General features: G+C 65.4%; 21 protein-coding genes. 9 read left to right on the top strand and 12 right to left on the bottom strand.

Annotated features, from left to right (window positions below; all coding sequences use genetic code 11):
- Nucleotides 1–18 precede the first annotated feature (18 nt).
- Nucleotides 19–2,304 carry a ComEC/Rec2 family competence protein gene (locus ASG57_RS32600; protein WP_057198920.1) on the top strand — a complete coding sequence of 762 codons (2,286 nt, stop codon included), beginning with the start codon at nucleotides 19–21 and terminating at the stop codon, nucleotides 2,302–2,304.
- A 114-nt stretch (nucleotides 2,305–2,418) separates the two neighbouring features.
- On the opposite strand, the gene ASG57_RS32605 is transcribed toward ASG57_RS32600, so the two are convergent.
- From ASG57_RS32605 to ASG57_RS32630, 6 genes are all read right to left on the bottom strand, one after another.
- Nucleotides 2,419–2,853, bottom strand: coding sequence for a hypothetical protein (locus ASG57_RS32605; RefSeq protein WP_057198921.1), 435 nt, complete (start codon nucleotides 2,851–2,853; stop codon nucleotides 2,419–2,421).
- 443 nt (nucleotides 2,854–3,296) lie between these two features.
- Nucleotides 3,297–3,998, bottom strand: coding sequence for a transcriptional repressor LexA (gene lexA, locus ASG57_RS32610; RefSeq protein ID WP_024341299.1), 702 nt, complete (start codon nucleotides 3,996–3,998; stop codon nucleotides 3,297–3,299).
- A 177-nt stretch (nucleotides 3,999–4,175) separates the two neighbouring features.
- Entirely contained in the window at nucleotides 4,176–5,387 is a 1,212-nt protein-coding gene (locus ASG57_RS32615) for a molybdopterin molybdotransferase MoeA (protein ID WP_057198922.1), read from the bottom strand.
- Between the two features lie 206 nt (nucleotides 5,388–5,593).
- The gene (locus ASG57_RS32620) at nucleotides 5,594–5,800 is read right to left on the bottom strand and encodes a hypothetical protein (protein ID WP_024341301.1); all 207 of its coding nucleotides are present in this window, start codon (nucleotides 5,798–5,800) and stop codon (nucleotides 5,594–5,596) included.
- A 155-nt stretch (nucleotides 5,801–5,955) separates the two neighbouring features.
- Entirely contained in the window at nucleotides 5,956–6,579 is a 624-nt protein-coding gene (locus ASG57_RS32625) for an HAD family hydrolase (protein ID WP_024341302.1), read from the bottom strand.
- A 29-nt stretch (nucleotides 6,580–6,608) separates the two neighbouring features.
- Nucleotides 6,609–7,742 (bottom strand): alpha-hydroxy acid oxidase, encoded by a 1,134-nt coding sequence (locus ASG57_RS32630; RefSeq protein ID WP_057198923.1) that lies wholly within the window; start codon nucleotides 7,740–7,742, stop codon nucleotides 6,609–6,611.
- A gap of 303 nt (nucleotides 7,743–8,045) precedes the next feature.
- Here ASG57_RS32630 and ASG57_RS32635 point away from each other — a divergent pair, with 303 nt between their 5' ends.
- The gene (locus ASG57_RS32635; protein ID WP_057198924.1) at nucleotides 8,046–9,383 is read left to right on the top strand and encodes a S41 family peptidase; all 1,338 of its coding nucleotides are present in this window, start codon (nucleotides 8,046–8,048) and stop codon (nucleotides 9,381–9,383) included.
- A 114-nt stretch (nucleotides 9,384–9,497) separates the two neighbouring features.
- On the opposite strand, the gene ASG57_RS32640 is transcribed toward ASG57_RS32635, so the two are convergent.
- The 5 genes from ASG57_RS32640 to ASG57_RS32660 form a co-directional block, all read right to left on the bottom strand.
- Nucleotides 9,498–12,230: a bifunctional diguanylate cyclase/phosphodiesterase gene (locus ASG57_RS32640; protein WP_057198925.1), complete on the bottom strand. Its 2,733-nt coding sequence runs from the start codon at nucleotides 12,228–12,230 to the stop codon at nucleotides 9,498–9,500.
- Between the two features lie 176 nt (nucleotides 12,231–12,406).
- Complete coding sequence (gene moaC / locus ASG57_RS32645) at nucleotides 12,407–12,940, bottom strand: cyclic pyranopterin monophosphate synthase MoaC (protein ID WP_057198926.1); 534 nt, start codon at nucleotides 12,938–12,940, stop codon at nucleotides 12,407–12,409.
- Nucleotide 12,941: 1 nt separating this feature from the next.
- Nucleotides 12,942–13,763, bottom strand: coding sequence for an indole-3-glycerol phosphate synthase TrpC (gene trpC, locus ASG57_RS32650; RefSeq protein ID WP_057198957.1), 822 nt, complete (start codon nucleotides 13,761–13,763; stop codon nucleotides 12,942–12,944).
- 6 nt (nucleotides 13,764–13,769) lie between these two features.
- Nucleotides 13,770–14,783 carry an anthranilate phosphoribosyltransferase gene (gene trpD / locus ASG57_RS32655; RefSeq protein WP_057198927.1) on the bottom strand — a complete coding sequence of 338 codons (1,014 nt, stop codon included), beginning with the start codon at nucleotides 14,781–14,783 and terminating at the stop codon, nucleotides 13,770–13,772.
- A 14-nt stretch (nucleotides 14,784–14,797) separates the two neighbouring features.
- Nucleotides 14,798–16,696, bottom strand: coding sequence for a SurA N-terminal domain-containing protein (locus tag ASG57_RS32660; RefSeq protein WP_057198928.1), 1,899 nt, complete (start codon nucleotides 16,694–16,696; stop codon nucleotides 14,798–14,800).
- Between the two features lie 221 nt (nucleotides 16,697–16,917).
- Between ASG57_RS32660 and tpiA the strand changes: the two genes are divergently transcribed.
- The 6 genes from tpiA to ASG57_RS32690 all read left to right on the top strand — a co-directional run bounded on the left by tpiA (nucleotide 16,918) and on the right by ASG57_RS32690 (nucleotide 22,575).
- The gene (gene tpiA / locus ASG57_RS32665) at nucleotides 16,918–17,673 is read left to right on the top strand and encodes a triose-phosphate isomerase (RefSeq protein WP_057198929.1); all 756 of its coding nucleotides are present in this window, start codon (nucleotides 16,918–16,920) and stop codon (nucleotides 17,671–17,673) included.
- A 140-nt stretch (nucleotides 17,674–17,813) separates the two neighbouring features.
- Complete coding sequence (gene secG / locus ASG57_RS32670; protein ID WP_024341314.1) at nucleotides 17,814–18,197, top strand: preprotein translocase subunit SecG; 384 nt, start codon at nucleotides 17,814–17,816, stop codon at nucleotides 18,195–18,197.
- A gap of 166 nt (nucleotides 18,198–18,363) precedes the next feature.
- Nucleotides 18,364–19,995, top strand: coding sequence for a CTP synthase (gene pyrG, locus ASG57_RS32675; RefSeq protein ID WP_024341315.1), 1,632 nt, complete (start codon nucleotides 18,364–18,366; stop codon nucleotides 19,993–19,995).
- A gap of 81 nt (nucleotides 19,996–20,076) precedes the next feature.
- Nucleotides 20,077–20,403, top strand: coding sequence for an NIPSNAP family protein (locus ASG57_RS32680; RefSeq protein ID WP_057198930.1), 327 nt, complete (start codon nucleotides 20,077–20,079; stop codon nucleotides 20,401–20,403).
- Nucleotides 20,404–20,521: 118 nt separating this feature from the next.
- A complete protein-coding gene (gene kdsA, locus ASG57_RS32685; protein WP_057198931.1) occupies nucleotides 20,522–21,370 on the top strand; it encodes a 3-deoxy-8-phosphooctulonate synthase in 849 nt (282 codons plus the stop codon).
- On the top strand, nucleotides 21,370–22,575 hold the full coding sequence (locus tag ASG57_RS32690; protein WP_057198932.1) for an MFS transporter: 1,206 nt from the start codon (nucleotides 21,370–21,372) through the stop codon (nucleotides 22,573–22,575). Before kdsA ends, ASG57_RS32690 begins: the two co-directional genes overlap by 1 nt.
- A 42-nt stretch (nucleotides 22,576–22,617) precedes the next feature.
- Here ASG57_RS32690 and queF read toward each other — a convergent pair whose 3' ends face one another.
- The gene (queF, locus tag ASG57_RS32695) at nucleotides 22,618–23,106 is read right to left on the bottom strand and encodes a preQ(1) synthase (RefSeq protein WP_024341319.1); all 489 of its coding nucleotides are present in this window, start codon (nucleotides 23,104–23,106) and stop codon (nucleotides 22,618–22,620) included.
- Between the two features lie 128 nt (nucleotides 23,107–23,234).
- Between queF and eno the strand changes: the two genes are divergently transcribed.
- Entirely contained in the window at nucleotides 23,235–24,518 is a 1,284-nt protein-coding gene (gene eno, locus ASG57_RS32700) for a phosphopyruvate hydratase (RefSeq protein ID WP_057198933.1), read from the top strand.
- Nucleotides 24,519–24,522 lie beyond the last annotated feature (4 nt).

The raw sequence follows: 24,522 nt of genomic DNA on the forward strand, positions 1-24,522 counted from the left end.
TCGCAAGGTGCAGGGGGAATGGCGGAGCGGAGCCGGCCAGTGCGCTCCCAGGGAGTCGCCGGGACGTGGCCAGTCGGCCGTGTCGCGCCCGCTGGCGGCTTCGCGCCGGCTGACCTTGGCCTTTGGCCCGCCATCGTCGAGACGCTGCGCCGATGGGCCCGCGCCGAGGCGGGGCCCGGCCGGTTGTTGCCCTGGGTGCCGGTCGCCTTCGGGGGCGGGATTGCACTCTACTTCGCCGCGGATCACGAGCCTGTGCTGTGGGTCGTGGCAACGACAGCGGCCGCGCTGATGCTCGGCGCGGTGCTGCTGCGGCGGAGCCGCCTGTTCGCCCCCGCCATCATGATCGCAGCGGTCGCCGCCGGCTTTGCCGTCGCGACCTGGAAGACCGCGCGCGTCGCTCACACCGTTTTGGCAAAGCCGCTCTATTCGGTGTCGCTGTCGGGGTTCGTTGAAGCGCGGGACATCCGCGAGCGCACCGATCGTTTCGTGCTGCGCGTCACCGCGATGGAGGCGCAGCGCAGCGACATCAAGCTCGAGCGCGTGCGTCTTTCGGTTCGGAAGGGAACGGCACCGGAGGTCGGCAGCTTCGTGCAGCTGAAGGCCCGGCTGCTGCCGCCGATCTCGCCGGTGCGCCCCGGCAGCTATGATTTCTCACGCGACATGTTCTTCCAGGGCATCGGCGCCTCCGGCTTCGTGATGGGCACGATCACGGCGTCGACGCCGCCGGATGCCGGCGGCTTGCGGCTGCGCTACGCGGCTTTCATGCAGGGCCTGCGCGATGCGATCGACGGGCGCATCCGTGCCACGCTCGAAGGCGACAACCGAGCGATCGCGACGGCGCTGCTCACCGGCCGGCGTGATGCGATCACCGCGCCCGTCAACGACGCCATGTTCGTCTCGGGGCTGGGCCATGTGCTGTCGATCTCCGGCTACCACATGGCGGTCGTCGCCGGCGTCGTATTCTTCGCAGTGCGCGCGCTGCTGGCGTTGATCCCGGGACTGGCGGCCGGCTTCGCGATCAAGAAGTGGTCGGCGGCAGCGGCGCTGGTTGCGGCTGCGTTCTACCTGCTGCTTTCGGGCGCAGAGGTCGCGACGCAGAGGTCGTTCTTCATGACGGCGGTGGTGCTGATCGCCGTGATGGTGGACCGCCGCGCCATCACGTTCAGGACGCTTGCGGTGGCCGCACTGATCGTGCTCGCGGTCGCACCGGAGGCCCTGGTTCATCCCAGTTTTCAGATGTCATTTGCCGCAACGCTCGGGCTGGTGGCGCTGGTGCAGATCGGCATGCCGAACCTGCTCGCATCGCCCGATCATTCCGCAACGGCGCGGATCGCGCTGTGGGGCGGCCGCGAGATCGCGATATTGTTCCTGGCCTCCTTGATCGCCGGGCTTGCCACCACGCCTTATGCCGCCTTCCACTTCCACCGCGTGACGCCATACGGCGTGCTCGCCAATCTCGGCGCGATGCCGGTGGTCTCGGCGCTGGTGATGCCGGCCGGGCTGTTGGGGCTGCTCGCGGCGCCGTTCGGGCTCGACGGCGTGTTCTGGTGGCTGATGGGGATCGGCATCGACTGGATGGTCGCGGTCTCGCGCTGGGTGGAGGCATTGCCCGGCGCGGTCGGCCGCATTCCCGCGTTCGGGATCGCGCCGCTGATCGCGGCGAGCCTCGGGGTCATCGTGATGGGCCTGTTGCGCACGCCCTTGCGCTGGTCCGGTGCGCTGGTGCTGTTTGCCGCGATCATCTGGGGGCTGTCGGTGCGACAGCCCGATATCCTGATCGCCGGGGACGGCGCGAGCGTCGCCGTGCGGGGCAGGGACGGGCATCTGCATGTGATCCGCGCGAGCAGGGATGGCTTCCTGCTCAAGCAATGGCTGGCTGCCGACGGCGATCCCCGCGACGCCGGCAGTGCCTCGCTGGCCGACGGTGTGTCTTGCGACGCGTCCGGCTGCGTCACGGCCTTGGCTGACGGGCGCTTGGTCGCGCTTTCTCTCCGCATCGACGCGCTGGCGGACGATTGCAGCCGCGCCGCGCTGGTGGTGACGGCGCGGCCCGTGCCCCCTGATTGCGCGGCGATGGTCATCGACCGGCCGCGTCTGGCCAGTCAGGGTGCACTGGCTCTGACGCGGAGCGGCGAAGGCTTCTCGGTTCAGGCCGTGAGGGCGCGCAGCGCAAGCCGCCCCTGGTTGCCGGCGGGCGCCGGCGAGGGAGACTTCGACGGCAGCCTCGCGCCGAAGACGGCACTGCCCCGCAATCGGGACGCAACGCCATCGGATGCCGACTTGCAGGCTGACGATGGAGGATAGACGGGACCAGGCGAACCGACGGGCTTCCATGAACGCACCCATACCATCTCGCCGGCCGCGGCCGGCGATGGCATTTTGATCCTGGTTCTCGACCTCTCGGTCGGAACGACGGCTTCAGTCGATCGGCAGGCGGGTGATCGTCGACCGGGTCCCGGCGGCGATCTGCGGCTTGTGCTCGCGCTCGCCAATTGTCTGGGTCACCGGCAGCTGCAGCACGGTCGCGCGCTGGCCTTCGACCAGCTGTGTCACCAGCACGGACTTGCCGTCCGGGAATTCGATCGCGTCATGATGGCGATCGGGAATGTGCGGATCGATCTTGCCGAACTTGCCGACGCGGGAGTTGACGGTGCGCGTCCAGATCCAGCGGTTATCGTAACGGACGTTGTCGGCAAAAGCGAGCTCGGTGCCCGGCAGCAGGCAGACTGCGACGGAGAGATCGGCTTCAGACGCGAAGCCGCGCGTTGAGGTGCCGCGGAACGTTGTCGTGACGATGGTCTCGCCGACTTCGGCCGGGCGCGTCGCGATGGCATGCAGGCTGTAGTCACACATCGGGTGCTCCTCATGTGAAGATGACCCGCACCTCTTTGAGGCGCAGGCCTCCAACAGGGTGGAAGCACGCAACGCTCTGCTTCGTTGTAGGCAAATCTGCGGCTGCGTCCGCAGGCCGCGATCACATTATCTTTCCCCAATCCAATAGGAACAAAGCTCGCTTCGGAGCATTTTCGGCAGCCGCATACGATTGCTCTGCAGACGATGCGGCGATCGTGCAACAGCCACGCGACCCCGATGCTGCCATCAGCGCTGCTGCGCTTCCGCTCAAAGCGAACCGACGCGCGGTCGTCGCCTTGAATCGGCGGGGTGCGATGCTGCTCGCAAGCAAGCTTGAGACATCGCGCGGGAGAAAAAGGGGCCGGATAATCTGCGCAGAACCAGAAAACCATCCAGCCGGAGCGATCCTCATCCGCGCCACAAAGCTCGGACGCTGGATCCGCTCAGTACTTCCGGTAAAGCCCGATCAGCTTGCCCTGAATTTTCACGCGGTTCGGCGGCAGGATGCGGACCTCGTACGCGGCATTGGCAGGCTCGAGCGCGATCGAGGCACCGCGGCGGCGGAAGCGCTTGAGCGTGGCCTCCTCGTCATCGATCAGCGCCACCACGATGTCACCGGTATTGGCACTCTCGTTGCGCTGGATCAGAGCCATGTCGCCGTCGAGGATGCCGGCCTCGACCATCGAATCGCCGCGTACCTCGAGCGCATAATGCTCGCCTGAGCCGAGCATGTCAGGCGGCACGCTGATGGTGTGGCTCCGGGTCTGCAACGCCTCGATCGGCGTGCCGGCTGCGATGCGCCCCATCACGGGCACCGCAACGGGACGCTCGCCTTCGTCCGCAGGCGGGCTGGACGTGGGGCGTATCCTCCCGAGATTGCCCTCGATGACGCTAGGCGTGAAGCCGCGGCGGCTGCCGGCAGCGGCCTGGAGCTCCGGCAGCTTGATCACCTCGATGGCACGGGCGCGGTTTGGCAGGCGGCGGATGAAGCCGCGTTCCTCGAGCGCCGTGATCAGGCGATGGATGCCTGACTTCGAGCGCAGGTCGAGCGCATCCTTCATCTCATCGAAGGATGGCGGCACGCCGCTTTCCTTCAGACGTTCGCTGATGAACCGCAGAAGCTCGTATTGTTTGCGCGTCAACATCTCGACCAAAGTCCCCCGGTTGATGTCGTTCGATTCCGAGACGATGAATTTCGGCGATAAGGCCGCTACATCTCGAAACAAATCATGAACGGACACTATATGTTCGATATGTGTTCCGCAACTGCTTAATTTACGGTGAACGGGGCGGAGTTCGCGGAATGCGTGTGGCCCCGCAGCTCAGGCCGGAAGCCGCAGCACCACGCAGGGCGTGCCGGCTTCGGCCTTCGGCGCGAACGGTGCGCGCACGAGAAGTAGCTGTGCCGCAGCAAGATTCGCAAGCAGCGAGGAGTCCTGATGGCTCACGGGAACAGCAACGAGCGCGCCGTCGTCGCGCAGCTCCAGGCGTGCGCGCAGATAATCCTCGCGCTGGTCGTTGGCAGCGAGATCGCGACCCAGCACGGCGTGCTCGCGCTGATGATGAATCATCGAGCGGCCCGAGAGCGCACGAATCAGCGGCACCATGAACAGGAAGGCGCACACGTAAGATGATACGGGATTGCCGGGCAGGCCGATCACGCGCATCGCGCCGAGCCGGCCGTGCATCATCGGCTTGCCGGGCCGAATCGCAATCTTCCAGAACGCCATCGAGATGCCTTCGTCCCTCAGCGCCTGCTGGACCAGGTCGTGGTCGCCGACCGACGCTCCACCGGTGGTGATCAGGATGTCGGCACCGCTCTCGCGGGCGCGGCGGATGCCGGCGGACGTGGACTCCAGCGTATCGGCGGCAACGCCGAGATCGATGGTCTCGGCGCCCTCGCTGCGCGCGAGCGCGTGCAGGGCGTAGCCGTTGGAGTAGACGATCTGGCCGGGACCGGGCGTGCTGCCCGGCGCCACCAGTTCGTCGCCGGTGGCAAGGATCGCGACCTTCGGACGGCGGCAGACGGCGAGCTGCGGGTGATTCATTGCCGCGGCCAGCGCCAGATCGCGCTCGGTGAGGCGGGTTCCCTTGCGCAGCAGCACGTCGCCCTCGCGGAAGTCGACGCCGGCGGGGCGAATGTGACGGCCGGGAATTGCGGCCTCCTTGATCGTGATGAGCTTGCCCTCGGCGATCGTGTCCTCCTGGATCACAACCGCGTCGGCGCCATCGGGAACGACGCCGCCCGTGAAGATTCGTACGGCTTCGCCGACGCCGACCCTTCCAGCGAACGGACGGCCCGCTGCGACCTCGCCCGTTACCGTCAGCCTGGAATCGATCGTGGCCGCATCGGCCGCCCGCACTGCATAGCCGTCCATCGCCGACATCGCCTCAGGCGGTTGCGTGCGCCGCGCCGCGACGTCGCGCGCGAGCACGCGATGGTAGGCCCCCTCGAGGGAAACCGTTTCTTCGGCCAGCGGCTCGGCGCCGGCCAGCACCGCCGCGAGCGCGTCAGAAACCGGCATCAGGGCCACGGGCGGAAACTCCTGCTGAGCAGATCGCTAATGCGGCGAGAGTTCTAGCGGAGTGCGAACGCGAGGCAAAGCGGGAAGCAGGATGATTTATCCTGCGTCATCAATGAGGCTCAACTCCGCCTGGGCATGGTCCGGAAGGTGAGACAGACCGGCATGAGGATGGCCACGGCGAGCACGAGAAGAACGAGCGCCGCGGCCAACGTCGGTCAACTCCCGCTTGGTCGGCCCCAGCCGTCGTTCGAGGCGACGTCGGGCGCTTTGGGGCCTTGATCCTTGTCTGGCAGAGGGTCGGCCTGGGACTTCAGGTCGGCGGCCTTGCTGATCAGCTTGGCGGAAAGTTCAGAATCCGAGGTGGTTCTGGCGAATTCAAGCAGCAGAGAAGCCTGCCTGGTGAGATAGGTTTTGCCCAGCACGTGGATAAGTCCAATGTAGAAGTCCCAACGGACTCATGAGTCCGTTGGGTGGTATTCTGTTCCGGGAACTCCGTATAAAAATGCACAAAGGCCTCGGGTTCCTGAGCTGCGCCAATCCAGTTCCGGGAACCGTGTCGTGACGCCTGCAGGGGGTTTCAGATACCCAGGGCCCTCAATGCGTTGCCGACATCGCGCGGCGACGTCACATGGACGGCGGTCAGGCCGCGCGCCCGTGCGCCTTCGATATTCTCTGCCAGATCATCGAAGAACACAATGCGCTCCGCCGGCACGCCGATCGCCGCCACGACGTGATCGAATGCCTCGGCATCCGGTTTGCGCAGGCCGATGCTGGACGACAAATACAGTTCGCGGAAATGGCCGAGCACGCTGGCATATTCCTTCGAGAAATAGTCCACATGCGGCCGATTGGTGTTGGAAAAGGCATAGAGCGGCATCAGTTTCGCCGCGCGCGGCAGCAGCTCGGCGATGTCAGGCATCTCCCCGGCGAAGATCGCGTTCCAGCCTTCCAGGAATTGCGCGTCCGAGATGCCGATTCCGAGTGAAGCACGCAGCGAGGCGAAATAGTCCTCGTCACTGATCTTCCCGATCTCGTGCAGCCGGTAGGCCTCGTCGCGCACATAGCGCGCGACGATGGCCTCCGGCTGGCAACCGGCATGCCCTGCCCAGCAGGCGATCGCCTTGGAGAAGTCGATGTCGAGCACCACGCGCCCGAGGTCGAACAGAAGCGCATCCGCGCTGCCGGGAGAGAGCGATGTCATTGCTTCCTTCTGACGTCAGTATTGGCAGGTCAGTAGCGATAGGGCTCATGGTCGAACAGCGGGAACGCGCTGAACACGCTCGGCGCGTTGGTGGCGGTTGCCGGATGCAGGCAGGACTTGTCCACCTCGGCGAACGAGGTGGCGCCCAACAGGCCAAGGCAGCGCAGCACCTCGTCCTCAAGCAGCTCCAGCATCCGTGCGACTCCGGCTTCGCCTGCCGCCGCCAGCGCCCAGCATTGCAACCGCCCGATGCCGACGAGGTCCGCGCCCGCAGCGATCGCCTTGACGATGTCGGTGCCGCGACCGAAACCGCCGTCGACCATGATCTTGGCGCGGCCCTTCACGGCATCGACGATCTCGGGCAGCACATGCATGGCACCGCGGCCGTGGTCGAGTTGGCGGCCGCCATGGTTGGAGACGTAAATCCAGTCCACGCCATGATCGAGTGCGATCAGCGCGTCCTCTGCCGTGGCGATGCCCTTCAGAATCAGTGGTATCTCGAATTTGTCCTTGATCATCTTGACCGTCCGCCATTCCAGGCCCTTCTGGAAATCGCCCCCTGTGGCGCGCAGGCGGCTCTCGCGAACGTAGCGCTTGGCGATGTCGCGTTCACGACGGCTGTAATGGGCGGTGTCAACGGTCAGGCAGAAGGCCGCATAGGCGTTCTTCTCGGCCCGGCTGACGACATCGGCGACGACGGCATCGTCGCCGCGGACATAGAGCTGATAAAGCCGTAGCGCATCGGGCGCGGCTTCGGCGGTCTTTTCCAGTCCTGGTTCGGATACCGAGCTCAGCATGTGCGCCGCACCGAAAGCGCCGGCGGCGCGCGCCACGCTTGCCGCGCCATCCGGATCGAAGATCTCGAGGGCACCGACGGGAGCGAGCACGACCGGCAAGCGCATCCTGCGGCCGAACTGATCGACCCCGCCGTCGACCTTGCGGACGTCGCGCAGCACGCGCGGGCGGAAGGCGATCTCGTCCAGAGCCATGCGGTTGCGGCGCATCGTGGTTTCGGTCTCGGCGGCGCCGACGATGTAGTCCCAGGCATTCTGGTTGAGGTTGGCGCGCGCTTTCCGGATGAACTCGTGCAGGTTCTGGAACGGCTCGTTGCTGGCACCGAGCTCGACGTTCCGGTCCGGCTGGATGCGGGGCGCTTCGTTCATTGTTATCCTCCCGAGAATTTGAAGCCTTATCGTCATCGCCTATCGCGTCCGGGCCTCCCAAACCATCGTAAAATCGCATAGCTGCGAGGCGCGGCGGGCCGACCGGTTTGCGCTTGCCGCGCAACAACCGGGACGTTGCCAAAATTTTAGTCCAGGGCGAAGGGATTTCGTCGGCATACCCGCCAACGTGGCATCCCGGCCTTGAAGAAACCGGAATGGTATTGTGAGAAGCGGGCTGGATCGCCATTTGTATGGCGCCTCCTCAGCTCCAAGAGAACCGCCAAGCAAAAGGCACCCTCATCCATGCGGAAATCCCTGCTGTTCCCCCTCGGCGCACTCACCGGAGCCTGCCTGACCCTTCTGGTAGCGAGCCCGCACGGCTCCGTATGGGCGGCGCGGGCGGCGGCGGGCGCGAATGATGCCTACAGCCAGCTCAATCTGTTCGGCGCGGTGTTCGAGCGCGTCAAGGCGAGCTATGTGGAGAAGCCCGACAATGCCAAGCTGATCGAGGGTGCGATCACCGGCATGGTGACTTCGCTCGATCCGCATTCGCGCTATATGAACGCCAAGGCCTGGACCGAGATGCAGGAGACCACCTCCGGCGAGTTCGGCGGGCTCGGCATCGAGGTCACGATGGAGGATGGCCTCGTCAAGGTGGTGTCGCCCATCGACGACACGCCGGCGTCCAAGGCCGGTCTCATGTCCGGCGACCTCATCAGCAAGATCGACGGCGAAGCCGTGCAGGGCATGACGCTCGAGCAGGCGGTCAACAAGATGAAGGGCCCGGTCAACACCAAGACCAAGCTGACCATCGTGCGCAAGGGCGCGGACGCGCCGCTTGAAGTCGCGATCACGCGCGAGATCATCCACGTGCGCCCCGTGCGCTTCCGCGTCGAGAACGGCGACATCGGCTATATCCGCATTACCTCATTCAACGAGCAGACCACCGATGGCCTGAAGAAGGCGATCGCGTCGATCTCCAAGCAGGTGTCGCCGGAGAAGCTCACAGGCTACGTGCTGGATCTGCGCAACAATCCCGGCGGCCTGCTCGACCAGGCCGTGTCGGTGTCCAGCGCCTTCCTGCAGCGTGGCGAGGTCGTGTCGACCCGCGGCCGCAGTCCGGAAGAAACCCAGCGCTTCACCGCCCAAGGCGGCGATCTCACTAAGGGCAAGCCGATCGTGGTGCTGATCAACGGCGGCTCGGCCTCGGCCTCCGAGATCGTCGCCGGTGCGCTGCACGACCACAAGCGGGCGACGATCATCGGCACGCGTTCTTTCGGTAAGGGCTCCGTGCAGACCATCATTCCGCTCGGCTCCGGCAACGGCGCGCTGGCGCTGACGACGGCGCGCTACTACACGCCGTCGGGTCGCTCGATCCAGGCCCAGGGCATCGCGCCCGACATCGAGATCCTCCAGGACGTGCCGCCGGAGCTGAAGGGCCGGATGGACACCATGGCCGAGGCCCAGATGCGCGGGCATCTCTCGGCCGGCGAGGGCGGCGAGCAGACCGGGTCGCAATCCTATGTTCCGCCGAAGGAGGAGGACGACAAGGCCCTGCATGCAGCGTTCGACTTCCTGCACGGCGGCACGGCGAACGCCATCGCCGCCAAGCGGCCGGCGAAAGCTGCGGTGCCGAACTGATCTGATGACCTCAGACTTAGATCTTGATCGCCCGGGAGTGGATGTCCGCTTCCAGGCGAATTCGTTCGGGGCGCTGTCTCCGCGTCGACGTCAGCCCCTCGGTCTCGCAGAAGCCTAACCGGCTTCGCGGCGGCGGCTCTCGCTGCCTTCGCGCCGGGCGAGCCGGCTGCGGTGCAGCGCGAACAGTTCCAGCATCTTGTCGGCGGGCCTGGCGGCGCTGAACAGATAGCCCTGCATCTCCGAGCAGCCGAGCGTGCGAAGCAGGCGCTGCTGCTCCTCGGTCTCGACGCCCTCGGCCGTGGTAGTCATGCGCCGGGCGGCCGCCAAATTGACCACGGCCTGAACGATGCTGGCGGAGCCGTCGGGGCGGGCGATATCGTCGACGAAACAGCGATCGATCTTGATCTTGTCGAACGGGAAGCGGTGAAGATAGCTCAGCGATGAGTAGCCGGTGCCGAAATCGTCGAGCGCGATGCGCACGCCGATGGCGCGGAGCTGGTGCAGGATCGCCAGCGCGGCATCGTCGTCACGGATCAGGACCGCCTCGGTGATCTCGAGCTCGAGCCGGCTCGCCGGCAGGTTCGAGGCGGCGAGCGCCGCCATGATCTTGAGCGCCAGCGTGCCGCTCTTGAACTGCACCGGAGAGACGTTGACCGCGAGGCGGATGTCGTCGGGCCAGTTTGCTGCATCCCGGCACGCGGTCGCCAGCACCCACTCGCCGATCTCGTTGATCAGGCCGGTGTCCTCCGCGATGGGGATGAATTCGGCAGGCGAGACCCAGCCGCGCCCGGGGTGGCGCCAGCGCACCAGCGCCTCGCAGCCGGTGATGCGGTCGTCCTTCAAGCCGAGACAGGGTTGGTAGTAGACCTCGAGCCCGCCTTCCAGACCCCCTTGGGCAAGGGCGTGGCGCAGGTCGTTCTCGAGCTGGCGGCGCTCGCGGACCTTGGCATCCATCTCCGGCTCGAAGAAACGATAGGTGCGGCGTCCGGCAGACTTGGCCGCATACATTGCCATGTCCGCGTTCTTGAGGATCTGATCGAGCACCGTGCCGTGTTCCGGCGCGAGCGCAATACCGATGCTGGCATCGCTGGTGAGATGGTGGCCCATGCAGTCGAACGGCGTGCGGATGGCTTCGAAAACCCGCGCGACGAGTTCGCTGACCCGGTCCGATGACGTCACAGCGCTTTGCACAATGGCGAACTCGTCGCCGCCGAGCCGCGCCACGAAATCGGCGGGGCCCGCACAGCGGCGAAGGTTCGTGGCCACCGATTTCAAGAGCTCGTCGCCCACGAGATGGCCAAGCGCGTCGTTAACGCCCTTGAATTCGTCGATGTCGATGTAGTGCACGGCAATCTGCTCGCCGTCGCGGAGCGCAGCCAGCTCTCCGCGCAGATGCTCATGGAACATGGTGCGGTTGGGCAGATCCGTCAGCGAGTCGTAGTGGGCGAGATGGGTGATGCGCTCCTCGATGCGGCGGCGCTCCGTGATGTCCTCATGGGTCGCGACCCAGCCGCCGTCCGCAAGCGGTTCATTGAGGATGTGGATCGACCGGCCGTCGGCGGTGTCGACCACCATGGAGTTGCGGACATGGATGTCCTTCAGCACGAGCGCGACGTAAGCGTCGACGTCGCCGGTGAACGAGCCGGTCGCCTTGCGATGGGCGATGATGTCGTGGAAGCTGGAGCCGGGTTTCACGATGTCAGGCGACAGTCCGTACATCTCGATGTAGCGCTGGTTGCAGACCACGAGCCGCCGCTCGGAATCGAACAGCAAGAGGCCTTGCGTCATGTTGTTGACGGCGTGATCGAGCCGTTGCTTTTCCAGCGTCAGCCGTTCGCGGGAAAGGCGGTGCTGCTCAAGCAGCTTGCGCACGACCGCGATCAGCACGCCTGCGATGGCGAGCGCGGACGAGGCGGCGACCGACGTCAGAATTCCGATTTGCTCGCGCCAGTCCGTCAGGGCCGACGCGCGCGTCGTGGTGGCCATCATCAGGATCGGGAAGTGGGGCAGGGCCCGCGAGGAGATCAGCCGGTCCTCGCCGTCGACGGGACTCGTAAAGCGGCCGGCAAAATGATCCAGCCCGAACACCCTCTGGTGCTCGAACGGGCCGGTCTTGAAGTTCCGTCCCATCAATTCGCGGGAGTGCGGATAGCGGGCGAGCAGCGTGCCGTCCCGATGCAGCATCGAGATGGTCGCGCCGTCGCCGAGCACGACGGAGGCGAAGAATTTCTCGAAATTGGCGGGCTCGATGCCGCGACCGACGACACCGAGGAACTCGCCACCGGGACCGACGATTCTGCGGGCTACCAGAATGGTCCAGGCACCGGAGAGGCGGCTATACAGCGGCTCGATCAGCACGTCAGGCGAAAAGGGGTCGTACTTGAAGGTGCGGAAGTAGGCGCGGTCGGCAACGTTCACTTTTGGGGCTGGCCATGCCGTCGACGAATTGATCAGATTGCCCTCGGCATCGATGACGTTGACGCCTCCGATGTAGGGCAGGGCCTCGATCTTCGACCGCAGCATTCGGTGAACGTCCTCGCCCGAGAGGCGCGTACGATACTGCTCTCCGGTCGTGATTCCAATCGAGCGGACATGATCGATGAAGGCTTTCTGGATGACCCCGAAATCCTGCAATTGCTGATCGAAATGATGAGCGAGCAGCAGCACGGTATTCTCCAGCTCGCGGCTGGAGTTGCGCAGCGCCCGCTCCCGGAAGTTCTGCGCCATCAGGACCGAGCCGATGGCGATGGTTGCGATCAGAAGCGTGCCGCCCGCCACCAGCCAACGGATCGGTCCGCTGCGCACGAAGATTTGGTCAAAGAGACGACTTCCGAATTTCATCTTCATGCTGGATCATTGCCGCGCACACGTCAGGATCAATTCATGACCCTGAAGACATCCGTTGGTTTACGGGGACGGTGTGGAGGTAAAGTTAGGAAGCGCGGTTAACGAAGCGTGAACGATTGCGCGCAAAGGCGATCCAGTGCCGGCACGAGGGCTGAGCACTCCAGGGCGAGCGTGCTTCAGGCGCGATAATGGCCGGACTTGCCGCCGAGCTTCTCGACGAGATGGATGCCCTCGATGCGTACGCCGCGCTCGACCGCCTTGATCATGTCGTAGATGGTGAGGCACGCGACCGAGACGGCCGTGAGCGCCTCCATCTCGACGCCGGTCGGGCCGGTCACCTTCACGCTGGCGCGAACGAGGCAGCCCGGCAATTTGACGTCAGGCTCGATCTCGACCGTCACCTTCGACAACGCAAGCGGATGGCAGAGCGGGATCAGCTCAGAGGTGCGCTTGGCGGCCATGATGCCGGCGATGCGCGCGGTGCCGAGCACGTCCCCCTTCTTGGCGTTGCCGGATACGATCAGGTCGAGCGTTGCTTTGGTCATGACGACGCGCCCTTCCGCGACCGCAAGGCGCTCGGTCGCGGGCTTGTCCGAGACGTCGACCATCCGGGCCTCGCCGGAGGCGCCGATATGGGTGAGGGCGGGACCGGCCCCGGATTCAGCCGGCTTCCTCTTGATTGGCTTTGTATTGGCTGGCTTGCGCGCCATTTCAGCGCGTGCCCGTCGCGTGCGCCGCGGTCTTGCGCGCGAGCAGCGCGTGCGTCGCGGCAGTGACGTCGGCCTGGCGCATCAGGCTTTCACCGACCAGGAACGTCGACATGCCGACGCGCTCGAGGCGGGTGAGATCTTCGGGCGTGAAGATACCGCTCTCGCCGACCATCAGCCGTTCCTGAGGGATCAGCGGTGCCAGCAGCTCGCTGGTCGCAAGCGTAGTCTCGAAGGTGCGCAAATTGCGGTTGTTGACGCCGATCATCGGGGATCGCAGCTTCAGCGCCCGTTCGAGCTCGGCGCGATCGTGGATTTCGATCAGCACGTCCATGCCATAGGCGATGGCGGCATCTTCGATGTCCTTCGCGGCGGCATCGTCGAGCGCCGCCATGATGATCAGGATGCAGTCGGCGCCGTGGGCGCGGGCCTCGACCACCTGGTAGGTGTCGAACATGAAGTCCTTGCGCAGCACCGGCAGCGAGGTCGCCGCGCGCGCCGCCACCATGAAGTCGAGATGCCCCTGGAAGGAGGGTGTGTCGGTCAGCACCGAAAGGCAGGCTGCGCCGCCGGCCTCGTAGGCTCTCGCGAGTGCCGGCGGGTCGAAATCAGCGCGAATGAGACCTTTGGAAGGCGAAGCTTTCTTGATCTCGGCGATCAGCGCGAAATCGCCATGCGCGTGCTTGGCCTTGATCGCCCGCACGAAGCCGCGTGGCGCGGCTTGCGCCTTCGCCTTCGCCTCGAGGTCCGAGAGCGGCTGTGCGCACTTGGCGGCAGCGATCTCGTCGCGCTTGTAGGTTTCGATCTTGGTCAGGATGTCCGACATGCGCATTCAGCTGTTGGAGACTGCCACCAGGTGCTTCAGCTTCGCGTTGGCCGCGCCGCTGTCGATCGAACGGGCGCCGATCACGACGCCCTCCTTGAGGTCCTTGGCGCGGCCGGCCACGACCAGCGCGGCGGCAGCATTGATCAGAGCGACGTCGCGGTAGGGGCTCGGCTTGCCGTCGAGCACGCTTTGCAGCGCGACCGCATTGGCATCGGCGTCACCGCCCTTAAGCGCGCCGGCCTCGCAACGCGAGAGCCCGGCCTCCTCGGGGGTCACCTCGAAATTCCGGATCTCGCCATTGTGGAGCGCGGACACGAAGGTGGGGCCGGTGAGGGTGATCTCGTCGAGACCGTCCGAGCCGTGCACCACCCATGCAGATTCCGAGCCGAGGTTCTTCAGCACCTGTGCCAGCGGTTGCACCCATTGCCTGGAGAACACGCCAACCATCTGCCGCTTCACGCCGGCCGGGTTGGAGAGAGGGCCGAGCAAATTGAAGATCGTGCGCGTGGCAAGCTCGACCCGGGTCGGACCGACGTTCTTCATGGCGGGATGGTGGGCGGGGGCGAACATGAAGCCGATGCCGCATTCGCGCACGCAGCGCCCGACCTGCTCAGGCTTCAGGTCGATCTTGACGCCGAGCGAGGCCAGCACGTCGGCGGCCCCCGAGCGCGACGACAGCGCGCGGTTGCCGTGCTTGGCCACCGGCACGCCGGCGCCCGAGACGATGAAGGCGGCGCAGGTCGAGACGTTGACCGAGCCCGAGCCGTCGCCGCCGGTGCCGACGATGTCGACCGCTTCGGGCGGGGCCGTCACGGTCAGCATCTTGGAGCGCATCGCCGCGACGGCACCGGTGATCTCGTCAACGGTCTCGCCGCGCACCCGCAGCGCCATCAACAGGCCGCCCATCTGCGAGGGTGTGGCCTCGCCGCTCATCATGGCATCGAAGGCGGAAGCGGCTTCGTCGCGCGACAGGCTGGCACCGGTCGCGACTTTTCCAATGATCGATTTCAGGTCGTCCATCGCGTGCTTTCAACTCACTGGTTCGCGCCGGTCACCTGCGCGAAGGCGGCCTGATTGATGGTGGTCCCGATGTCGGCTTCGAGCTTGTTGATGTAGGAGGCGACCTGTTCCTCGGTCTGGGCCCGGTCGAGGCTCTCCTTCAGCTTCTTGACCGCATCGGAGGCGACGTCGACCGCGGGTTCGACGATGTCGGTGACGCGGAAGACAATCACCTCGCTGCCACCGCTCACGGCGGTCTGTCCGACGCCATCCTTGGCGGTGCGGAAAGCGGCCGCGACGACCGTGCCGGGCACGCCGGCTGGAGAATCGTCGCGCTTGAATCCGGTCGCGGTCTCGACCTTGGCGCCGATCGCGGCGGCCTCATCCGCGAGCTTGCCGCCCGCTTCGAGCTTCTGCACCATCTCGGTCGCCTTCGTCTTCAGCTTGGCTGCGATCTGGTCCTGGCGCCAGCGCGCCTCGACTTGGTCTCGGACCTCGTCGAGATTGCGGTCTCGCGAGGGCGTGATGGCGAGCACGTCGTACCAGACATAGCCGCCCTTGTAGGAGATCGCATCGCTGTCGACGCCGACATCGGTGTTGAAGGCCTGCGATACGACGTCGAGGCCCTGCGGGATGTTGGCGACCGGCTGGCCGTCCGGGGCGCGGCCGGAGCGGTCGACGGCGTCGATGGTCGCCGCGGTGAGGCCGAGCTTCTGCGCCGCGTCGATCACGCTGGAGCCGCCGCCACGCTCGTCTTCCATCTTGTCGCGGAGATCGGCGACCTTGACGCGCGCACGCTCGGTCGCGATCTCACGTTTGATGTCGCCGGCAAGGCTGGCGTAGTCGGCCTCCTTGCCCGGCTCGATCTTGTCGACCTTGACGATCGCGACGCCGAGACCGCTCTGAATCGGCTGGCTGATCTCGCCGACGGGAAGCGCGAAGGCGGCGTCTCCGACGGCAGGCGTGAGCGAAGACTTGGTCACGAGCCCGAGGTCGATGTCGGAGGCGCTCAGCCCGCGTTCCTTGCCGAGATCCTCGAACGACGTCCCGCTGACGAGGCGCTCGCGTGCGGCTTGCGCTTCGGCGACGTTCGGAAACACGATCTGCTGAATCTGGCGCTTCTCCGGCGTGCCGAGCCGGTCCTTGCGCTGCTCGAACACCTTCTTGGCATCCTCGTCCGACACCTCGGTCCATTTGCCGATGTCCTCCGGCGAGACCACGACGAAGGCGATCTTGCGGTATTCGGGCGCCCGGAATTGGACCTTATGATCCCCGAAATAGGCGGCGAGCGCCTCGGGCGAGGGCGGGTCGATGGTCCCGGCCTGAGCCGCGTCGAGCCGGACGAATTCGATCGAGCGTTGTTCGTTCTGGTAGCGCGTCAGCATGTCGATCATGGTCTTCGGCGGCTTGATGCCGGCACCGATGGTGCCGGTGATCTGCCGGCGCAGCGACACCTTGCGCTGCTCGGCAACGTAGCGCTGCTCGGTGTAGCCGAAATTGCGGATCACGGCCTGAAAGCGGTTCGCATCGAAGTTTCCGCCGACGCCCTTGAAGTTGGGATCGTTCATGATGACGTGGCGGATCTGCTCGTCCGACTGGCCGAGCCCGAGCCTGCGCGCCTCTTCGTCGAGGGCGGCTTCGGCGATGGTCTGCTGGAGCACCTGGCGATCGATGCCGAAGGCACGCGCCTGGTCGGGCGTCAGCGGACGGCCGAACTGGCGGCTGATCTGCTGTAGCCGGTCGGTATAGATCTGGCGGAACTCGTTGAGGGAGATCTCGGTGCTGCCGACCTTGGCCACCGTGGACTGCCCGAAGCCCTTGAAAATGTCGGCGATGCCCCAAATGCCGAAACTGATGATCAACACGCCCATCACCATGGCCATAATGGTCTTGCCGAGCCAGTTTGATGAGGCCTTGCGCATTCCTCGAAGCATTTGGTCCAACTTGTTTGGTCAGGAGGGGAACGGAGCGCGTCTTAATGCAGATTCCGCAAAAGCGCGTCACCAAATTGATCAATCATCATAAAGTGGCGGCTTTCCCCCCGCAACCTCGCCTCGGGCGCCGCTTCGAGCCTGCGGTTAAAAGCCTCTAGGTCTGGAACTGCCGCGGCAGCTCTGCTAGCGCATGCGCAAACCCTCATCCTGCTGGAAATGACATGACCGACGCCATCCGACCGCTGATCGCCGGCAACTGGAAAATGAACGGCCTCAAGGCCCAGGCTGCCGAATTCGACGCCATGCTCAGCGGCGCGGCAGACGTGGCCGGCAAGGCCGATCTCCTGGTCTGCCCGCCGGCGACCCTGATCGCCACCTTCGCTGACAAGGCGCGCGGCAAGAAGGTTGCGGTCGGAGCCCAGGATTGCCACCCCAAGGCCTCCGGCGCCCATACCGGCGATGTCGCCGCCGAAATGCTGGTGGACGCGGGTGCAAACGCCATCATCGTTGGCCATTCCGAGCGCCGCGCCGATCATGGCGAGAGCGACGCTCTCGTCAGGCAGAAGGCGGAAGCCGCCTGGCGGGCCGGGGCGGCGGCGATCGTCTGCATCGGCGAGACGCAGGCCCAGCGCGACGCCGGGCAGACGCTGGACATCCTGCGTGGCCAGCTCGGCGGCTCGCTGCCGGACGGCTCGATCGCCGCGAATCTGATCGTCGCCTATGAGCCGGTCTGGGCGATCGGCACCGGCCTGACCCCCACGGCCCAGGATGTCGAGCAGATTCATGGCTTTATCCGGGAACTCCTGACCTCCAGGTTCAAGGACGAGGGGACCAAGATGCGGATTCTCTACGGCGGCTCGGTCAAACCGTCGAATGCGGCCGAGCTGATGGCGGTGAAGAACGTCAACGGCGCCCTGGTCGGCGGCGCGAGCCTGAAAGCGGCCGATTTCCTTGCCATTGCCAAGGGCTGCCCTTAGCTAAACCCAAACCATTGGTCGGACCGATCGGGGGGTGGCAATAGCCCTCCCGATCGTGTAACACCGCGCAACTTCAGGACAACCCCGCGAAGCGCGATCGGCCGCCGTCAGGCGCCGCCCGCTTGTGACGGAAGGATATCATGCAGACCGTTGTCATCGTCATCCACCTCATGATCGTCGCCGTCATGATTGGCGCCGTCCTGCTGCAGAAGTCGGAAGGCGGCGGCCTCGGCATGGGCGGAGGCGCCGGCTTCATGTCGAGCCGCGGTACGGCGAACCTTCTGACGCGGACCACTGCCATCCTGGCGGTGGGCTTCTTCATCACCAGCCTGTTCCTCTCCTGGTACGCTGGTTACAACCGGGCGCCGTCGTCGATCATCGGCCAGCCGTCGCAGACCCAGCCGGCCGGCGGATCGCCGATCGCGCCGCCCACCTCGGGCGGCATCCTGGATTCGCTGAAGAAGGCCGACGAGCAGCAGCAGAACCAGGCGCCGTCAGGTCCGCAGGTGCCGCGTTCGCAATAAAGCAGGGGGGCCATGCAGGGTGGCTGCTACCGTCCTGCATCAACAATCCCCATCAAGGCACTGTCACCACTCTTAGTTCTGGCTCACCCACAGGCCCGCAAAATCTTTGGGGCGGAATACGAATCGCTTTGGCGAATCGAATGTAGGGGATTAGAGGTTAAGTCCCATGGCGCGGTACATATTCATCACCGGCGGCGTGGTTTCTTCGCTCGGCAAGGGTCTGGCTTCAGCGGCACTGGGTGCCCTGCTGCAGGCCCGGGGCTACAAGGTCCGCCTCCGCAAGCTCGATCCCTATCTCAACCTCGATCCCGGAACGATGTCGCCGTATCAGCACGGCGAAGTGTTCGTGACCGATGACGGCGCGGAGACCGATCTCGACCTCGGTCACTACGAGCGCTTCACCGGCCGGCCAGCGACCAAGGCCGACAACATCACCACGGGGCGCATCTACCAGGACATCATCTCCAAGGAGCGTCGCGGCGATTATCTCGGCGCAACCATTCAGGTGGTTCCGCACGTCACCAACGCCATCAAGGAATTCGTCCTCGAAGGCAATGACGAGTTCGACTTCGTGCTGGTCGAGATCGGCGGAACCGTCGGCGACATCGAGGGACTGCCGTTCTTCGAGGCGATCCGCCAGCTCAAGAACGAGCTGCCGCGCGACCATGCCGTCTATATCCATCTGACGCTGCTGCCTTACATTCCGAGCGCCGGCGAATTGAAGACCAAGCCGACGCAGCACTCGGTGAAGGAGCTGCGCTCGATCGGCATCCAGCCGGACATCCTGCTCTGCCGCACCGACCGCGAGATCCCGAAGGAAGAGCGGCGCAAGCTCGGGCTGTTCTGCAACGTGCGCGAAAGCGCCGTGATCGAGGCCCGCGACGTCGACAACATCTATGCCGTTCCCGAGGCCTACCACGACGCCGGGCTCGACGACGAGGTGCTCGCCGCCTTCGGCATTGCCTCGCGGATCCCGCCGGAGCTGCGCAGCTGGCGGGAGATCAACGAGCGCATCCGCAATCCCGAGGGCAACGTTACCATCGCCATCGTCGGCAAATACACCGGCATGAAGGATGCCTATAAGTCGCTGATCGAAGCGCTCTCGCATGGCGGCATCGCCAACAAGGTGAAGGTCAATCTCGACTGGATCGAGAGCGAGATCTTCGAGAAAGAGGATCCGGCGCCGTTCCTCGAGCACGTCAATGGCATCCTGGTGCCGGGCGGCTTCGGCCAGCGCGGCGCGGAGGGCAAGATCAAGGCGGCGCAGTTCGCGCGGGAGCGCGACGTGCCGTATTTCGGCATCTGCTTCGGTATGCAGATGGCGGTGATCGAGGCCGCACGAAACCTCGTCGGAATCGAGGATGCCAACTCCACCGAGTTCGGCCCAACCAAGGAGCCGCTGGTCGGCCTGATGACGGAATGGCTGCGCGGCAACGAGCTGGAGAAACGCTCGCAGGCCGGCGACCTCGGCGGGACGATGCGGCTCGGCGCGTATCCGGCGGCGCTCAATCGCGGCAGCCGGGTGTCGCAGGTCTATGGCGGCGCCACCGAGATTTCCGAGCGGCACCGCCACCGCTATGAGGTCAACACCGCCTACAAGGATCGTCTCGAGCAGCACGGCTTGAAATTTTCGGGTCTGTCGCCGGACGGCGTGCTGCCTGAGATCGTCGAGTACGAGGATCATCCCTGGTTCATCGGCGTCCAGTTCCATCCCGAGCTGAAGTCGCGGCCGTTCGAGCCGCACCCGCTGTTCGCCTCGTTCATCGAGGCGGCGGCGAAGCAGAGTCGGCTGGTGTAACGCTTCTCCGACCTTTGACGACCGCGCGGATTGTTGCGACAACTCCCTGCGCAAGAACAACAGAGCAGGGAGTGAACTTCGATGATCTACGAAATGCGCGTCTATCGCTGCGTGCCCGGCCGGCTGCCGGCGCTCCTGAAGCGATTCGAAGCCGTCACGCTCAAGCTCTGGGAAAAGCACGGCATCAAGCAGGCCGGCTTCTTCACGACGCTGATCGGTGAGTCAAACCAGGAGCTGACCTATTTCCTGGCCTGGGACTCGCTCGCCGAGCGCGAGAAGAAGTGGGGCGCGTTCATGACCGATCCGGATTGGCTCGAGGCGCGGGCAAAGTCGGAAGCGGACGGCCAGATCGTCGGCAACATCGTCAGCCAGATTCTGGCGCCGACCGCCTTCTCGGCCGTGAGGTAAGCGCAGCCCACGGCAGCGGTGAGCCCTGGCGCAACCCTGTTATTCGTACGGCCCGGGCGGAAGAGGGTTGATCCGACCCTCATCACGGCTATGGTCGCGCCGAAACGAGGGATCTGCCTTGAGCTCTTCGACGTCAGCGGCGCCGGTCGTCACCATTGGCACGGTCAAGTTCGGCAATGATCTGCCGATCTCGATCATTGCCGGACCCTGCCAGCTCGAAAGCCGTGAGCACGCGCTGGAGGTGGCCTCCGCCCTGAAGGAGATCGCCGCGCGGCTGAAGATAGGTCTCGTCTACAAGACCTCCTTCGACAAGGCCAACCGCACCAGCGCGTCCGCCGCGCGCGGGCTTGGCCTTGCGCAGTCGCTGCCGATCTTCGCGGAGATCCGATCCTCGCTTGGCCTGCCGGTGCTGACCGACGTGCATGAAGCCGCGCAATGCGCCGAGGTGGCGCAAGCGGTGGACATCCTGCAGATCCCGGCCTTCCTGTGCCGGCAGACCGATCTCCTGCTTGCCGCGGCCGCGACCGGCAAGGTCGTCAACGTCAAGAAGGGGCAGTTCCTGGCGCCCTGGGACATGGCCAATGTCGTGGGCAAGATCACGGGCGGCGACAATCCCAACGTGCTCGTCACCGAACGCGGTGTCTCCTTCGGCTACAACACGCTGGTCTCCGACATGCGCGCGCTGCCGATCCTGGCACGCACCACCGGCGCGCCGGTCATCTTCGACGCCACCCATTCGGTGCAGCAGCCGGGCGGGAAGGGGGCCTCGTCGGGTGGCGAACGGGAGTTCGTCCCGGTGCTTGCGCGCGCGGCCGTTGCCGTCGGCGTTGCCGGTGTCTTCATCGAGACCCATCCCGACCCCGACCGGGCGCCCTCTGACGGGCCCAACATGGTGCCGCTGCGCGAGTTCGAGGGGCTGATCGCCAGGCTGATGGCGTTCGACGCGCTGGCGAAGAACCCGCGCTAATGCAGCAAGGCGAGACGCGGTCGCACGATCAGGGCTTGCCGGCAGCGCTCTACGTCATATCAGGCGCGAGCTTCGCCGCGGCACTCTCGGCTCGCGCGCTCGATCCGGTGCTGCCGCACGTCGCCGAGGATTTTGGCGTCAGCATCGCCACCGCTGCGGGCTTCGCCGCGGTGTTCGCTTTCACCTTCTCGATCATCCAGCCGATCATCGGCGCCGCCGCCGACCTGTTCGGCAAGACGCGGCTGATGATCGGCTGCCTCGCGCTGCTTGGCCTCGCCAACATCCTGGGTGCGTTCTCGACCTCGTTTTCGGTCCTGTTTGCGACCCGCATCCTCGCCGGCATCGGTTCAGGCGGGGTTTTTCCGGTGGCGCTGAGTCTCACCAGCGATCTCGTCGGTCCCGACAAGCGCCAGGTCGCGATCAGCCGCACGCTGGCGGGCGCGATGACCGGCAATCTGCTCGGCGCCTCGGCTTCCGGCCTGATCGGGGATTTTCTCGGCTGGCGCGGCGTGCTGGCGGTGCTCGGTGCGATCGTGATCGTGGCGTCGATCGCGGTTGCCGCCGGCTTTCACGGCGCCAAGGTCAAGCATCCGCCGAAGACGAGCCTGTCGGCATTGAGGGCCGGCTATCGTACCATCTTCACCAACCCGAACGCCTATGTCTGCTACTCGGCGGTGTTCATCGAAGGCTGCTGCGTGCTGGGCCTGTTTCCCTACATTGCCTCGTTCCTGTTCGATCTCGGCCAGACCTCGCTGTCGATCGCCGGTATCGTCATCGCGGGCTTTGCGGTCGGCGGCCTGTTCTACACGCTGACGGTGTCGCGCCTGCTGCCGCGGCTCGGCGTGAAGGGCATGATGATCGCAGGCATGACGCTGGTTGCTTCGCAGCTCATCGCCGTCGCCTTCGGCCCGCGCTGGGAGGTGCAGGCGTTGAACCTCATCGTGATGGGATGGGGCTTCTACATCGCACACGGCTGTCTGCAGGTGTTCGCCAGCGAGCTTTCGGTCGAGGCGCGCGCCACCGCGCTGTCGCTGCATTCGTTCTTCTTCTTCATGGGGCAGACTGTGGGGCCGCTCGCCTATGGATTTGGACTCCAGCATGCCGGCAAGATGCCGACCCTGTTCACGAGCGCGTTGATCATGGCGGTACTGGGCTTGTTCTGCGCGCGGCTTCTCAAGCAGCGTGCCCCGGCGGATGCGCGCTAGATAAGCCGTGGGTGCGAAATCACGGGCGCGGGAAAAAAGACTCTAGCCCCGCCCGCGATAGGGCGCGACGCCCTGCTCCGGCACCCACAGGCCTTTCGGTATGCGGCCGGTCTGCCAGAACACGTCGATCGGGATGCCGCCGCGCGGATACCAATAGCCCCCGATGCGCAGCCATTTCGGCTTGATCTCGCTGGCGATGCGCTTGCCGATCATGACGGTGCAGTCCTCGTGGAAGGCGCCGTGGTTGCGGAAGCTCGCGATGTAGAGCTTGAGCGATTTCGACTCCAGCAGCCAGGCCCCCGGCGCGTAGTCGATCATCAGATGCGCGAAGTCCGGCTGGCCCGTGACCGGGCAGAGCGAGGTGAATTCCGGGACGGTGAAGCGCACCAGATAATCGGTGCCGCTTTGCGGATTGGGCACGCGGTCGAGCTGGGCCTTGTCCGGCGCATCCGGCCATGCCACGGCGTGGCCGAGCTGCAGGGCAGCCGGGTCCAGGCGCGGGGTCTTCGATTTGCTGGGCTTTTTCGACATGAGGGCCGCCTCCGAGCGGCCCTCTTAGCCAATCATCCGGCGGCCGTCACCCGGCCTTTTCCGCTTCGATGCATTGCGGTAGAAGCACCGCCAACCGCCCCCCTTTGTGTTCCCGAAAAGAGGCCCTCATGACCGCCATCATCGACATCATCGGACGCGAAATTCTCGACAGCCGGGGCAATCCCACCGTCGAGGTCGATGTCGCGCTGGAGGACGGCGCGCTCGGTCGCGCTGCGGTGCCGTCGGGAGCCTCCACCGGCGCCCATGAGGCCGTGGAACTGCGCGACGGCGACAAGGCGCGCTATCTCGGCAAGGGTGTGACCAAGGCGGTCGGCGCCGTCAACGGCGAGATCTTCGAGGCGCTGAGCGGTCTCGACGTCGAGCAGCAGGCCCAGATCGATCAGATCATGATCGACCTCGACGGCACGCCAAACAAGAGCCGGCTGGGCGCCAACGCCATCCTCGGCGTCTCGCTCGCCTGCGCCAAGGCGGCCGCGAACTCGCTCGACATGCCCCTCTATCGCTATGTCGGCGGCACCTCGGCGCGGCTCCTGCCGGTGCCGATGATGAACATCATCAATGGCGGCGTGCATGCCGACAACCCGATCGACTTCCAGGAGTTCATGATCCTGCCGGTCGGAGCATCCTCGTTTGCCGAGGGTCTGCGCTATGGTGCTGAAGTCTTCCACACCCTGAAGTCGGAGCTCAAGAAGGCCGGCCACAACACCAATGTCGGCGACGAGGGCGGCTTTGCCCCGAACCTGCCGTCGGCGGACGCCGCGCTCGACTTCGTCATGAACGCGATCGGCAAGGCCGGCTTCAAGGCGGGGACCGACATCATGCTCGGCCTCGACTGCGCCTCGACCGAGTTCTTCAAGGACGGAAAGTATGTCTATGAAGGCGAGGGCAAGAGCCGCTCGATCTCCGACCAGGCCAAGTATCTTGCAGACCTGGTCGCGCGCTATCCTATCGTGACCATCGAGGACGGCATGTCGGAAGACGACATGGAGGGCTGGAAGGAGCTCACCGACCTCATCGGCAAGAAGTGCCAGCTGGTCGGCGACGATCTGTTCGTCACCAACGTCAAGCGCCTTGCCGAGGGCATCAAGGCCGGCCGCGCCAACTCGATCCTGATCAAGGTCAACCAGATCGGCACGCTGACCGAGACGCTCGCTGCCGTCGAGATGGCCCACAAGGCCGGCTACACCTCGGTGATGTCGCACCGCTCCGGCGAGACCGAGGATTCCACCATTGCCGACCTCGCGGTCGCCACCAATTGCGGCCAGATCAAGACCGGCTCCCTTGCACGTTCCGACCGCACCGCCAAATACAACCAGCTCCTGCGCATCGAGCAGCAGCTCGGCAAGCAGGCACTCTATGGCGGCAAGGCGGCACTGAAGGCGCTGGCATAAGCCA

Source organism: Bradyrhizobium sp. Leaf396 (assembly GCF_001424605.1).
Lineage (GTDB): Bacteria > Pseudomonadota > Alphaproteobacteria > Rhizobiales > Xanthobacteraceae > Bradyrhizobium > Bradyrhizobium japonicum_C.

Excerpts from the sequence above, each read along its gene's own strand:
- ASG57_RS32600 (WP_057198920.1), top strand. The coding sequence starts at position 19 with ATGGCGGAGCGGAGCCGGCCAGTGCGCTCCCAGGGAGTCGCCGGGACG.
- ASG57_RS32605 (WP_057198921.1), bottom strand. The coding sequence starts at position 2,853 with ATGTGTGACTACAGCCTGCATGCCATCGCGACGCGCCCGGCCGAAGTC.
- lexA (WP_024341299.1), bottom strand. The coding sequence starts at position 3,998 with ATGTTGACGCGCAAACAATACGAGCTTCTGCGGTTCATCAGCGAACGT.
- ASG57_RS32625 (WP_024341302.1), bottom strand. The coding sequence starts at position 6,579 with ATGACATCGCTCTCTCCCGGCAGCGCGGATGCGCTTCTGTTCGACCTC.
- ASG57_RS32630 (WP_057198923.1), bottom strand. The coding sequence starts at position 7,742 with ATGAACGAAGCGCCCCGCATCCAGCCGGACCGGAACGTCGAGCTCGGT.
- ASG57_RS32635 (WP_057198924.1), top strand. The coding sequence starts at position 8,046 with ATGCGGAAATCCCTGCTGTTCCCCCTCGGCGCACTCACCGGAGCCTGC.
- ASG57_RS32640 (WP_057198925.1), bottom strand. The coding sequence starts at position 12,230 with ATGAAGATGAAATTCGGAAGTCGTCTCTTTGACCAAATCTTCGTGCGC.
- moaC (WP_057198926.1), bottom strand. The coding sequence starts at position 12,940 with ATGGCGCGCAAGCCAGCCAATACAAAGCCAATCAAGAGGAAGCCGGCT.
- trpC (WP_057198957.1), bottom strand. The coding sequence starts at position 13,763 with ATGTCGGACATCCTGACCAAGATCGAAACCTACAAGCGCGACGAGATC.
- trpD (WP_057198927.1), bottom strand. The coding sequence starts at position 14,783 with ATGGACGACCTGAAATCGATCATTGGAAAAGTCGCGACCGGTGCCAGC.
- ASG57_RS32660 (WP_057198928.1), bottom strand. The coding sequence starts at position 16,696 with ATGCTTCGAGGAATGCGCAAGGCCTCATCAAACTGGCTCGGCAAGACC.
- tpiA (WP_057198929.1), top strand. The coding sequence starts at position 16,918 with ATGACCGACGCCATCCGACCGCTGATCGCCGGCAACTGGAAAATGAAC.
- secG (WP_024341314.1), top strand. The coding sequence starts at position 17,814 with ATGCAGACCGTTGTCATCGTCATCCACCTCATGATCGTCGCCGTCATG.
- pyrG (WP_024341315.1), top strand. The coding sequence starts at position 18,364 with ATGGCGCGGTACATATTCATCACCGGCGGCGTGGTTTCTTCGCTCGGC.
- ASG57_RS32680 (WP_057198930.1), top strand. The coding sequence starts at position 20,077 with ATGATCTACGAAATGCGCGTCTATCGCTGCGTGCCCGGCCGGCTGCCG.
- ASG57_RS32690 (WP_057198932.1), top strand. The coding sequence starts at position 21,370 with ATGCAGCAAGGCGAGACGCGGTCGCACGATCAGGGCTTGCCGGCAGCG.
- queF (WP_024341319.1), bottom strand. The coding sequence starts at position 23,106 with ATGTCGAAAAAGCCCAGCAAATCGAAGACCCCGCGCCTGGACCCGGCT.
- eno (WP_057198933.1), top strand. The coding sequence starts at position 23,235 with ATGACCGCCATCATCGACATCATCGGACGCGAAATTCTCGACAGCCGG.